This window comes from Paenibacillus sp. 598K, assembly GCF_003851045.1.
GTDB lineage: Bacteria > Bacillota > Bacilli > Paenibacillales > Paenibacillaceae > Paenibacillus_D.
Genome location: NZ_BFBX01000063.1, coordinates 16,709 through 29,089 on the forward strand (window position 1 = coordinate 16,709; position 12,381 = coordinate 29,089).

Consider the following 12,381-nt stretch of genomic DNA (forward strand, 5'->3'; position numbering starts at 1 on the left):
TGCGGGCGAGCAGCCTTCCCTATTCCTTGACCGCGCCGATGACGATCCCTTTGACGAAGAAGCGTTGCAGGAACGGATAGACGATCAGGATCGGCGCCATGCCGATAAAGATCTGTGCGGCCTTGACGGTACGCTGGGAGATGTTCTCCAGATCCTCCGGTCGAGCCGACACCTTGGTGAAGTCTTGCTGGACGATGACCGTCTGCAGGAAGGTCGCCAAAGGATAGTTTCTGTGATCGGTCATGAAGATCAACCCGTCGAACCAAGAGTTCCAATGGAACACCATCGCGAACAACGACAAGGTGGCGATAGCCGGCATCGAGACGGGCAGGTAGACGCTGAAGAGCGTCCGTACATGACCCGCGCCATCGATGCACGCCGCCTCTTCCAGCTCGCGGGGCACTCTTCGGAAGAAGTTAAGCATCAGGATCATATTCCACACATTGACGGCGGTCGGCAGGATGAGCACCCACATCGTGTTCATCATGTTCAGGTTTTGGATGAGGATATAGAACGGAATCAATCCGCCGTTGAACAGCATCGTGAACACGAAAAACCAGGTATAAAAATTACGGCGTCTGAAGCTGCTGTTCTCCTTGGAGAGCGGATAAGCCGCCAATACGACGACGATCATGCTGATCGCGGTTCCGAACACCGTCCGTTGCACCGCAACCCAGAGCGAGGTCAAGAAGTTCTCATTGTCCAGCGTCTTGGCATACGCGTCCAAGTTGAAGTCGACGGGGATCAAGCCGACCAGATTGGCATTGGCAGGCGCCTTGCCGCTGAAGGAGATCGCCAGGATATGAATCAACGGAATGATGCACAGGATCGAAAGCACGGCAAGAAACGAGTAGTTAAAGGCTGCGAATACGCGATACGGTTTTGTTTTGTGATACATAAGGCTGGTTCCTCCCTTCTAGAAAATGCGGTAATTGGCGAATTTGTAGGCCATCCGATAGGCCGCAACGATCAGCACGAACCCGACCACCGACTTGAATAATCCGACTGCAGCAGAGAATCCGAACTGTCCGTCGATCAAACCGATGCGATAGACGAAGGTGTCGATAATATCGCCCTTGTCGTAGACCAATCCGTTATACAGATTGAAGATCTGGTCGAACCCTGCGTTGAGGATGTTGCCCAGCGACAAGGTGCCGACGACGATCATGATCGGGATGAGCGAAGGGATCGTAATCGCCCATGTCTGTTGCCAGCGGCCTGCACCGTCAACCTCGGCTGCTTCGTACAAGGCGGGATTGATACCAGCCAGGGAAGCGAGGAAGATGATTGCGCCAAAGCCGAACTCCTTCCAGATGTCGCTTAGGACGACGACGACCCGGAACCAATTGCCATCTCCCAGGAAGAAGACTGGCTCGATATTGAACATGGCAACAAGCGCCTGGTTGATCAGACCCTTCATAGACAGCATGTCCAGCAGGATGCCGCCGAGGATAACCCACGACAGGAAGTGGGGGAGATAGACCAACGTCTGCACCGAACGCTTGAAGGCCGACAGTCGCACCTCGTTAAGCAACAGGGCAAACACGAGTGGCGCGATTAAGCCGCCGACCAGCTTCATGCTGGCAATGATGAGCGTGTTCCAGACGACCTGCAGGTTCTCAGGCGTGTTGAACAAATACTTGAAGTGATCCAGTCCGACCCAGTTCGACTGGCTGAAGCCCAGCCAGGGCTTGAAGTCCTGGAAGGCTATGACGATGCCGACCATCGGCACATAAGCAAATACAATGGTCAAGATCAACGCTGGCAACACCATGGCATCTAGCGCAATCGTACGCGTCCACTTGCCACGTTTTTTTTGCCGTCCGCTCAAGGCCGGCGTTGTCCCGCTGCTGGCGGGAGTAGAGGATGTCTTCATCGATACGCTTCCTTTCTGTAGCTCAGCTTCTGTTATATGTAGTATAAGAGCAGAGCCTCAGGGTCGGACATGATGAATCCATAACTTACATAACAAAATGTTAAGCTTGGTGTAAAAATCGGATAAGTGCTCGTGTAAAAATACCGCTTGTGAAAAACACGGCAGCAGATATATAGTAGAAATAGGTAAATATTCCTTTTTCAGATGACCCTACCGATCATCCGGACTATGAAGCTGCGTTCTACATTTGGGGGAGGCCACTTTGTTGAAGACATTCATTAGGTTCATGGTATTCATGCTGCTTTGCTCTATCACATTTGCAAGCGCAGCCACGGCAGAGGAAGCGAAGCCGATCAAGGTCTATGTGGACGAAGAGGAACTGACCTTCGACGTTCCCCCGCTCTTGTATCATTACACTACATACGTAGAATTCCGCAGCTTGTTCAAGGCGCTTGATTACGAGATCAGCTATGATGCTGCAGCCAAGCGGATACGCGCACGATCTGCTGATGGAGAGATCACGATCGAATTGACGGTCGGCTCAAGCACCGCTATCATCAATGGCGAGAGCGTCTCCAGTCCGTTCCAACCGCTCCTTAGAGAAGGCCGGACGCTGGTGCCGCTGCGCTTCGTCGCTAAGGCGACTGGCGCCCATGTAGAATGGTATCCTGAAACGCAAACTATTACCGTTGTAATGCCAGTGCTCAACAAGTCCTACGTTGCTTCAATTGAGCGCCTTCTTCAGAAGCTGGGGGATGCGGAATCGAGCGGCAATATTGCGGAGGTTAGCTCTTTCTTACACACGAACGCCAATGAATATATGAAGGAGCAAATGACAGGATATCTGAAAAAAGTAAACATCACAACTAATTATGAACTGATCGCAATTAGCAATTGGGAAAAAACGAGTGTTATGCTCAGAGCCAACAAAATAACCAACAAAATCAGCGGCGGCTTCTACCTCGATAACAACTCGGAAATCAATATGACGTTAACTCGCGAAAGCGACAGTGCGGAGTGGAAAATCGAAGATATATATCCATTAAGTATAGAATACATATCTGGTCAGGGTCAGCTCCTCGAGCAACCAGTGGTCCCAGATGATGACAAAGTCAAGATTATGGCACTATTGGAAGAAGAAAAGAACGCCCTCAATAACAGAGACACCAAGCAGCACCTGGCAACTCTTGATCCAAACTTTGCAGGGCCTATCAGAAAAAAAACCGATAGTAAGGAACCATTTGATAATCTTGATTTGCAACTAGAGCTAGAGTCAAAGAGAATCATATATTATGATGGTGCTGAAGCTTATGTACACGTCGTCCAAAAAATCTATTTGAAGTCAAACGATCCTTCGCAAGGTATTAGTCGAGAAATTGTACAACCACTGTTTAAGCTTGAAGACGGTAGCTGGCGACTACGTCCGTTCACCTACGATCTGGATTAGGCAGAGGTTATAATCCTAAATCTATCAATCATAAAAATTATCCTTGTTGAAAGGTATCGCTGGAGCTATAGTTAAAATTATGCAATCAGGACAAATCTTCCTGTATGCAGGCTGTATGCTCTGTTCAAGGAGCAAGAGCAAGGCGCAGTTTACATTGTCGAGGAGGCTAACAGGTTGAAGAAGGCATTTTGGTTAACGGCATTAATTACAGTTTTAACGCTTGCATTGGCAGGGGGCGCCTCGGCGGCGCAGCCAAAGGAAATCACGGTTTGGCTGGAGGAGGAGCAGCTTTCGTTTGATGTCCCGCCGTTGCTCCACAATAATGTGACCTATGTGGAGTTCCGCGGCTTGTTCACAGCACTGGACTTTGAGATCGCCTATGACGCAGCTGCTAAGCGAATCACAGCGTTATCTTACGACGAAGAGACGGAGATTGAAATGACGATTGGCTCGAATCGTACCTTGATCAACGGCGAGCCTGCATCGGGTCAGGTCCAGCCGCTCGTCCGCGATGGTCGCACACTCGTGCCTCTGCGTTTCGTTGGCGAGGCAACAGGGCTCAATGTTGCATGGGATGGCGTCGAGCGTACGATTACCATGTCGGCCCCGGTACCGGACGAGGCGTATCTCGCTTCTCTGGAAGCCTTCCTGCAAAAGCTTGGTCAAGCCGAGAGCAGCGGTGACATCGCCGCTGTCCGTGCATTGCTGGACAAACGCTCCCCTAGCTATGATACGATCGATCAAACGTTGACTGCGCATCTGGCTAATGTGAAAATTGTCTCTGTATATGAAATGTTTGATATCGGCGACTGGAGCGATACATCCGTCGAGCTCCTCGTAGATAACTTATCAACCAAAGTAAGCGGCGGTTTTTTCCTCGATCACAACTCCAGCCTTGTCCTCGATCTGACACGTGATGGCAAGGATAGAGAATGGAAGATCGAAGAAATCTGGACATTCGGCAAAGAATACACCAACGTTGATAAGCTCATCGGGACGGAGGCGACCGTGCCTGCGGATGAGAAGGCCAAAATCATCGCGGTGCTGGAGGAGCAGTTCGCTGCAAGCAATGCCGAGGATATGGACAGGTATATGGCAACCATTGATCCCAATGTCGACGGTTATGCTTCGATCAAGGACTTTCTTGAATTGATTTTTGAGGAATATGATCTGAACTACGAGCTGAACGACAAGAAGATCATAGGTTATGATGGAAACGTAGCTCATATCTATATGGTACAGACTACAACGAAGATAAAAGGATCGGACTTTACGGATAATCGACTTGAGGCTATCGTAAAGATCAGCAAACAGAAGGATGGCAAATGGCTGATCGGCGACACGACCGTCCTGGACACAGAAGAAATCTGACGCCTGGCTCTCTGGCGCAGCTCCGTTTAGGCGGACTGCGCTTTTTTTCATCACTGAGCGATGTTCCGCTTCATCAAAATATTTTGAGTTGACGCCTACACCGCGACAAAGTAAAATCCCTACAAGTGTCATTGGAGTCAGTAGAGTCAGTACTAGAGCTGGCAGAGGTGATAGAGGAGGCGAATATGATGAGCGACAAATGCGATGTTTTTTTGCAGTGGGCCAGAGAACACGGTTGGGCAATCGTGGATAATAAAAGGGGAGAGGTTCAACTAAACGAAGAGTTTCTGGCCAGGTATAAGGAAATCCCAGCAGATTACCTGCAATTATTGACCATTGTCTCCGAATGTGTAGCGCCGGACGAGCAAACATGGTTTCTCTGCGAGTCGGATTACAACGGGAGCTCGGATGCCGAGTTTCGTTGGGATGAGTTTGAACGACTCAGTCTGGAGGCAGCGGCCGGGGACGAGGCGTGGGCATCCGAAATCATCGCATGGTGGGATCGACATCTGCCCATTGTCCTGTCTGTGGACGGCGAATATTCGTTCTACGCTGTGGAGCTGGCGACTGGCGCGATCGTGCACGGCGCCGAGCCGGAGTTCGAAGAGGTGGATGTCGTAGCCCCGCACCTGGAGGCATTCTACGATTACCTGATGGAGCACAACAACTGAACGGAGAGGGTGGATCAAGCATGGACCGTGTAGCCGCCTATTACGAGACGATTGATGAAGAGACGCGATTCAGCCGGAACTCGCGACGCATCGAATACTTGACGACGACCCATGTCCTCGATCCGCACCCATGGGTTGTACGTAGGCAAGATATAGCAATTCGCCGCAGGGTCTAAGATTTATGACTATTGCGCCGTCAATACGATCGGACCGTCGGCCGTAATCGCGATCGTATGCTCGTACTGGGCAGAGAGCGAGCCGTCTGCGGTACGAGCTGTCCAGCCGTCGGCGTCGATCGTCATCCGCGCGGTGCCGATGTTGATCATCGGCTCGATCGTCATCACCATGCCTTCCTTCAGACGGAAACCCTTGCCGGGCGTACCGATATGCGGATAGTTCGGCTCCTCATGCATCTCCCGTCCGACGCCATGGCCGAGCAGGTCGCGCACGACGCCATAGCCATGCTGCTCGGCATGGGACTGCACGGCATGCATGACGTCGCCGATCCGATTGCCGACGACCGCCTGGGCGATCCCGCGCTCGAGACATTCCTTGGTCACCTGCATGAGCGTACGGGCTTCATCAGACACCTCGCCGACGGCATAACACCATGCAGAGTCTCCGATCCAGCCGTCGGCCTCGGCGACGATGTCGATGGTGACGATGTCGCCCTGCCGGAGCGGCTTGGTGCTCGGGAAGCCGTGCGCGATCACATCGTTGACGGATGCGCAGGTCGCATACGGATAGCCGTTGTAGCCGACCGTATGCGCGTTGGCGTGATTGTCCTTCAGATGCTTAATCGCGAATTGCTCAATCTCCATCGTCGAGATGCCCGGGCGGATCATCGGGGCGATTGCTTGATGGAAGGCTGCGACGATCTGGCCCGCTCTCCGCATCTGTTCGATTTCGGCTTTTGACTTCAAGATGATCATTATTTATCTCTCCTTAGGTGTCAGAGCTGCGAAGATCAGATCGACCAGCATGTGCTCGTTCATCTCCTGACGCATATCGTGGTGGATGTTCAGCGCGGCGTAGCCGACCAGCGAGCCAAACACCAGATTCGCCGTTTGCTCGGGAGACGGGGAAGCCGTGTCGGTGCGGATCAACGCCACAAACGGCAAGTAGATTCGCTGCTGGAATTCGGCATACAGCTTGCTGAACCGATTGCCCGGGATATGGTGGAAGTTGTCGGCTACCGTTTTGAGCAGGATGAAGATGGCGGGATCGAGCGAGCAATGCCGCAGCAGCAGACTGGCGTAACGCTCGGCCGGACGCGTAGCGACATCATGATCCGACCATGCGGGGCGAACCGCCGACTCGGTGCGTTCAAGCGCATCCCATAGCAAATCCTCGAGCAGCATCTGTTTATTTTTGTAATAATGATACACCGTGCCATAGCCGAGCTCAGCCTTGACTGCAACGTCGCGGATTTCGAACTGAATGCCTTTCTCCAGATAGACTTCCGCTGCAGCTTGCATAATCTGGGTCATCCGCATCTCGCGGATCGCCTCATTTTGTTCCTTGGTACGTGGGGACATGGCGCCTCCTTTTTTGACCTGCTGTCATGTCGATATAAAAAAATATACCTCATTTCATCCAAACGAGCAACTGCAACTACGCTCCGCGACGCGCGTTTTTTGTGATACACTTTGATGGTTAGGTAAAAATTTCTAACCGCTTGCACTTTAATAGTAGAGGAGATTATGGAGATGGAAAAAGAGGTTTTTGATGAGTTTAAGTGGATCAATGAAAGCAAGGCCACTTATGAGAATGGCAGCTTGGTCATTGAAGCCGCGCCAAAGAGCGATTTTTTCTGTAACAATGGCGCTACGTCGGAGGCAGGGATAACGCCAGATAGTTTACATAATGCGCCTTTTTATTACCAGGAGGTAACCGGAGACTTCGTCATGCGCGTCCAGATATCTCATGAATTTAAGGACGTGTACGATGCGGGCGTCATTATGGTTATGCAAGACTTTCAGGTTTGGGCGAAGGCCTGCTTTGAAAAAACCGACTTTGATACCAACGCTGTCGTCAGCGTCGTGACCAACCAAACCTCCGATGACGCCAATGGCTGCAATATCGATGGAGATACGGTCTGGCTGCAGGTTGCAAGAGTAGGCAACAATTTCGCCTTCCATTATTCGCTGGATGGCCGCAAGTTTGATATGATGCGCTTTTTCAGCTTGCCTGTCGGAGAGACGATCAAGGTAGGACTCGTCGCGCAGTCGCCGCTCGGCCAAGGCGGCGCCCGCTACTTCCGCCATTATTCGCTGCAAGCTGTGACCGTGAACAATATTAGAGCGGGGATGTAGTCGAATTATGGGAGAGTGCGACTCGGATCATTTTAGGTCGCTCAACGCTCGCTGTAACGCCTGCGCGCAGTGCTGCAATGCCGTCTTGGAGTGCCTGTAGAAGCTTGCCCGACTCATGTGAAAGCCATCGGCCAGTTGACTTTTGTTGCGATCTCTGTGCAGATAGCTCGCGCGAAGGATGCTCTCTAATGTCTCTTTCGGAACATCTCAACCGAAGCTTGCCCCAGCCCGACGTTCGATACGTCCCGGTTGGGGCATTTTTTATCCGGATCCCCTTTGACAGGGAGATCTTGTTAACGCTAAGATTGATCTAACCGCTAAGCGGCAGATATTTCTAGAAGAGAGGGAACAGCTTGGAGTTCGGCAATATTACTACCCTTATCCTTTCCCTTGCCACGATCGTCAATATCATCTTCGCCGGCGTCGTCGTCTTCATCGAACGTCGGGATATCGGCTCGACGTGGGCGTGGCTGATGGTCTTGTTTTTTATCCCGGTGCTGGGCTTCGTCGTCTATATCTTCCTCGGGCGGCAGCTCAAGCAAAAAAACTTCTTTCAGCTTACGGCGGAGGAACTGAACTTCTTCCAGGAAACGGCGGACAAGCAGTTTCAAGAGATCGACTCGCATGGCGGTCTGCTCCAGAAGTACGCGGATCTCGTCAAAATGAATCTGAAATCGTCGAACGCGTTGATCACCACTGATAATGAAGTGAAAATCTTCCATGACGGCAAAGCGAAGTTCGACGCTCTGTTCGAGGATATCCGCAACGCGACGAAGGAGATCAATATCGAATATTACATCCTCAAGCCGGATGAGCTGGGCAAGCAGCTGCGCGATCTGCTGACCGAGAAGGCCAAGGAGGGCGTGAAGGTTCGCGTGCTCTACGATGAAGTCGGCTCGAGGCGCATGACGCCTGCATTTTTCAGCGAGTTGATTGCGCAAGGGGGCGAGGTCGCCGTTTTTTTTCCGTCCTGGTTTCGCCTCATCAACCTGCGGATCAATAACCGCAATCACCGCAAGCTGTGCATTATCGACGGCGAGATTGGATATGTCGGCGGCTTTAACGTGGGTGACGAGTACTTGGGATTGAACAAAAAGATGGGCTATTGGCGCGACACTCATTTCCGCATGACGGGCGGGGCGGTCAACCTGATCCAGGGCCGCTTCATCATGGACTGGAGCAAGGCGACCAATTACGAGCGGCAGCCATTGGCAGATCATTTCTCGTTCCAATTCGACCATCATCCGGGTAACAGTGCCGTCCAGCTCATCTCGAGCGGTCCGAACTCCCAGACGGAGCATCTGAAGCTGATGTACCTGAAGCTGATCCTCAACGCCAAGCATAGCGTATTTATCCAGACGCCTTACTTCATCCCGGATGCCAGCTTTGCCGATGCGTGCAAAATGGCGTTGTTGTCCGGGGTGGACGTGCGGATCATGATCCCCAACAAGCCGGACCATCCGTTCGTCTATTCGGCGACGCTGTCGCATGTAGGCGAGCTGCTGCCCTATGGCGTCAAGATCCTGCAATACGAAAAAGGCTTCCTGCACGCCAAGACGATCGTCGTCGATCAGGAGGTCGCTTCGGTCGGCACGATGAATATCGATCCGCGCAGCTTCCGCTTGAACTTCGAGGTGAACGCGCTCGTGTACGACGCTGACATCGCTCAGGAGCTGCATGCGTTATTCCTGCGGGATAGCGAATCGTGTATGGAATTAACGAAGGAGCATTACAGCAAACGTTCATACATGGCGCGGACCAGGCAAGCGATATCGCGGCTGCTGTCTCCGATCCTGTGAGCGACGACGTATCAGGGAGGCATGAACTTGATGCACACACATGAAGCGCTGGCGCGGCAGCTGCTGGCGAGCTATCCGCTCGACGATCCGGCGCTGACGTTCATCCGCCACAACGAAAATTTGACCTTCAAAGTGAACGAGCGCGGCTCAGGCCGCGCCTTTTTGCTGCGCGTCCATCTGCCCGTCACACGCGGCTTCGATGGCCCCCAGCATACGCTGGAAGGGCTGACGGGCGAGATGGCTCTGTTGCAGGAGCTGTCGAGCCATGATGTGATCACGGCACAGCGGCCAGTCGCCAATCGCTACGGTTCGTACGTGACAATCCATCGGCCGACGGATAGGACTACGGATGTGTATGCGACGCTGCTGGAATGGATCGAAGGGGATACGTTCGCCCATACCGAGCCTCGGCTAGACGAGTTGATCCATATGATCGGGTGCGAGTTGGCCTGCTTCCATCGTTACACGCGAGCGAGCGAGGCATGCAAAGGGCTGTACAGGCCAGTTTACGATACGGTCAAAGTCGACGCTACGGGCGAGATTTTGCAATACGGGGTAGAGGCCGGCATTTATAGTCGTGTGCATTATAAGCTGATGAGCGATGTGCTGGAGCAGGTGAAGACGCTGATGCGCGGGTTGGATGCGGAGCCGGGCGCGTGGGGGCTGATCCATGCCGATCTGCAGCGGGACAATATCGTCGTCACGCCAAGCGGCCAGCCCGCTTTTCTGGACTTCAGCTTGTCCGGCTACGGATATGCCTTGTTTGACCTTGCCAGCGCCTCGACAAAGATCGAGCGCGACAAGCGTCACCTGCTGCTGGAAGGCTACTCCGCGATCCTCCCGCTTCCACAGGGCAGCATGCAATTGATTGAAGGATTGATCTTGCTTGATGTTTTCCTGTGCTATGCGTTTTTTATCCGCGATGCGGAACGGAACGACTGGATCGGCGATCATGTCATCCGCAAAAACGAATTGTGGCGGAAGTGGCTGTCAGGGCAAGAAATATTCTATCTATTATGAATCTATCGGGAAACGTCAAAAAATGGCATGTCGAAGGAGGGACTTGCACGTGGAAGAAACGCTATTGTCATTTCTGAGCATAGCCTACGCGCTGGAGTGTCAGACTGCCAAAGCTGTCACCAACGAGATGTACTGCTGTACTTCTGCAAAAGGGGAGTATTTTGTTCGTGTGACAAACTATAAAACTTATAAAGAACAGAAAGCCGAATTGGAGTGGACCGCGCATTTGTTCGAGCATGGCGTAGGCGTGCCCGAGATCATCCGATCTGTAAAGCATTCCTTGTTGGAGCGGCTAACTGTAGAGGGTAAAGAGAGGCTGGTCGTTGTGTTTGGGGCTGCGCCCGGCATTCATCTGCCACGCTCGCGATGGGACGCCTCGGTATTTGGCGCGCTTGGCCGACAGATCGGACGGATGCATCGGGTCAGCCAAGGTTACATTGCCAGTGGGACAACTGGACAGATCGGTCATTGGCATGAAAGTCCGGAGTATGATTTCGGGAGCGCCATCCCTGCCGAGGAGACACGCATACACGACATTGCGATCGAGGTGATGGCCAAAGTGAAGGCGCTCCCGCAGGAGGAATCGACCTATGGTCTCATCCATGGTGATCTGTGGCTGGAAAACATCCTCGTCGATGATTCTTCCAGGCTGACGATGATCGACTTCCAGGATTGCGAGCGCCATTATCTGCTGTACGATCTCGCCGTGCCGATCTATTCGGCGCTGGAATACTCCTATACCGGGAGCGGGAGCATCCTCGAATACGAACGCTCCATCACGCAGGCATTGATCGACGGCTATCGCGAGGAGCATGAGCTGTCAGCGGAGATGCTGGCACACCTTCCCTTAATGCTCCAGCTCAAGCAATTGTTCGATTACAATCTGATGCATCTGTACTGGGATGCGGAGTCGCTCAGCGAGGAGCAGGTGCGACTATTGAATCTGTACCGGATGCGCATCGAGCGGATGCATGCTTGACCGACAGCCGCGAGAGGTTGGCGCGCGAAGGACTGCTCTCACGAAGCTGTCTGGATATAGTAGGCCCGCGTCCGTGGCAGCAGAGTGACGATCTGGATCGCGAAGCCAATCGTCCAGTAGAGCAGATGCACACCGTGGACGGCTTGCAGGAAATAGACTTGGGCCGCAATCCAGATGACGAGGGCATAGCCGGTATAGAGGGAGAAGCTCCAGGACCAGTGCGTGTCGCGATACAGATTAAGCCGATCGGCAACCCGCGCGGGGAACCGCCAGAGTAGGCCGCAAGCGACGAACAACGGCATCACGCCCAGCACCAATGTCAATAACAGGCCCGGAATAAGATAATCGTTAAACGGACTGCCGTCCAGTAGTTCCAGACCAAGCCCCAGCAGCTCGCCGGACGGATTGATCAGCATGAACGATCCGCCTGCGACGGCTCCGATGCCAAGCAGCGTTTGCAGAGCGATCAATACATAGGCCATGAAAGGGCGTTTCCGTCCAGTAGTCATAGGCTGGCGCTCCTTTTCTTTTAGTTCATTTTACCATCTTGATTCTTCAGCCGATGTGATTGGTTTTACAACTCTGCCTCTTGAACACTCCCGCCACCTGCCGTAACCGGCTGAGGTGGGGAATTCTTGGGTAATTACTCCTTCTGGAGCAAAGTGAACCAAGCGATCCCTGTGGTTCCCACAGTTCATAGAATGTACCGTACTGCATCAGATGGCCATCACCTTTATATTTTTCGCGGCATTGCCATCTCGATCATGCCGGGTCTGGCATGCAGGACATACCCAGACTCGCACATCTAGGCTCCTTACCTCGGGATGGATGGCTCCACACACATGACAGGTTTGGCTTGTCGGTACGAAGGCCGGAACTTCCTTGATCTGCCGTCCATACCAT

Annotated in this window: 13 protein-coding genes; 7 read left to right on the forward strand and 6 right to left on the reverse strand. The window is 52.8% G+C overall.

The genetic code is table 11. The annotated features are described in order from the left end of the window. Positions 1 to 19: 19 nt before the first annotated feature. Both PA598K_RS18320 and PA598K_RS18325 read right to left on the reverse strand, forming a co-directional pair. Entirely contained in the window at positions 20 to 898 is an 879-nt protein-coding gene (locus PA598K_RS18320) for a carbohydrate ABC transporter permease (protein WP_128658353.1), read from the reverse strand. 18 nt (positions 899 to 916) lie between these two features. Next, complete coding sequence (locus tag PA598K_RS18325; RefSeq protein ID WP_128658354.1) at positions 917 to 1,876, reverse strand: ABC transporter permease; 960 nt, start codon at positions 1,874 to 1,876, stop codon at positions 917 to 919. Between the two features lie 265 nt (positions 1,877 to 2,141). On the opposite strand from PA598K_RS18325, the gene PA598K_RS18330 reads away from it, so the two are divergent. The 3 genes from PA598K_RS18330 to PA598K_RS18340 all read left to right on the forward strand — a co-directional run bounded on the left by PA598K_RS18330 (position 2,142) and on the right by PA598K_RS18340 (position 5,365). Continuing rightward, positions 2,142 to 3,323, forward strand: coding sequence for a copper amine oxidase N-terminal domain-containing protein (locus PA598K_RS18330; protein WP_128658355.1), 1,182 nt, complete (start codon positions 2,142 to 2,144; stop codon positions 3,321 to 3,323). A gap of 174 nt (positions 3,324 to 3,497) precedes the next feature. After that, positions 3,498 to 4,694: a copper amine oxidase N-terminal domain-containing protein gene (locus PA598K_RS18335; RefSeq protein WP_128658356.1), complete on the forward strand. Its 1,197-nt coding sequence runs from the start codon at positions 3,498 to 3,500 to the stop codon at positions 4,692 to 4,694. A gap of 188 nt (positions 4,695 to 4,882) precedes the next feature. Then, complete coding sequence (locus tag PA598K_RS18340; protein WP_128658364.1) at positions 4,883 to 5,365, forward strand: SMI1/KNR4 family protein; 483 nt, start codon at positions 4,883 to 4,885, stop codon at positions 5,363 to 5,365. A gap of 185 nt (positions 5,366 to 5,550) precedes the next feature. On the opposite strand, the gene map is transcribed toward PA598K_RS18340, so the two are convergent. Further along, positions 5,551 to 6,297 (reverse strand): type I methionyl aminopeptidase, encoded by a 747-nt coding sequence (gene map, locus PA598K_RS18345; protein ID WP_128658357.1) that lies wholly within the window; start codon positions 6,295 to 6,297, stop codon positions 5,551 to 5,553. A 3-nt stretch (positions 6,298 to 6,300) separates the two neighbouring features. Then, positions 6,301 to 6,903: a TetR/AcrR family transcriptional regulator gene (locus PA598K_RS18350; protein ID WP_128658358.1), complete on the reverse strand. Its 603-nt coding sequence runs from the start codon at positions 6,901 to 6,903 to the stop codon at positions 6,301 to 6,303. Positions 6,904 to 7,074: 171 nt separating this feature from the next. Between PA598K_RS18350 and PA598K_RS18355 the strand changes: the two genes are divergently transcribed. From PA598K_RS18355 to PA598K_RS18370, 4 genes are all read left to right on the forward strand, one after another. Then, positions 7,075 to 7,680 carry a DUF1349 domain-containing protein gene (locus PA598K_RS18355; RefSeq protein ID WP_128658359.1) on the forward strand — a complete coding sequence of 202 codons (606 nt, stop codon included), beginning with the start codon at positions 7,075 to 7,077 and terminating at the stop codon, positions 7,678 to 7,680. A gap of 353 nt (positions 7,681 to 8,033) precedes the next feature. Further along, entirely contained in the window at positions 8,034 to 9,479 is a 1,446-nt protein-coding gene (gene cls / locus PA598K_RS18360; RefSeq protein ID WP_128658360.1) for a cardiolipin synthase, read from the forward strand. Between the two features lie 30 nt (positions 9,480 to 9,509). Continuing rightward, positions 9,510 to 10,499 carry a phosphotransferase enzyme family protein gene (locus tag PA598K_RS18365; protein ID WP_260405484.1) on the forward strand — a complete coding sequence of 330 codons (990 nt, stop codon included), beginning with the start codon at positions 9,510 to 9,512 and terminating at the stop codon, positions 10,497 to 10,499. A gap of 22 nt (positions 10,500 to 10,521) precedes the next feature. Beyond that, on the forward strand, positions 10,522 to 11,478 hold the full coding sequence (locus PA598K_RS18370; protein ID WP_128658362.1) for a phosphotransferase enzyme family protein: 957 nt from the start codon (positions 10,522 to 10,524) through the stop codon (positions 11,476 to 11,478). Between the two features lie 38 nt (positions 11,479 to 11,516). Here PA598K_RS18370 and PA598K_RS18375 read toward each other — a convergent pair whose 3' ends face one another. Continuing rightward, complete coding sequence (locus tag PA598K_RS18375) at positions 11,517 to 11,987, reverse strand: hypothetical protein (RefSeq protein ID WP_128658363.1); 471 nt, start codon at positions 11,985 to 11,987, stop codon at positions 11,517 to 11,519. A gap of 207 nt (positions 11,988 to 12,194) precedes the next feature. Continuing rightward, positions 12,195 to 12,381 (reverse strand): zinc ribbon domain-containing protein (locus PA598K_RS18380; protein WP_148091967.1); only part of this gene is annotated, 187 nt, incomplete at its 5' end.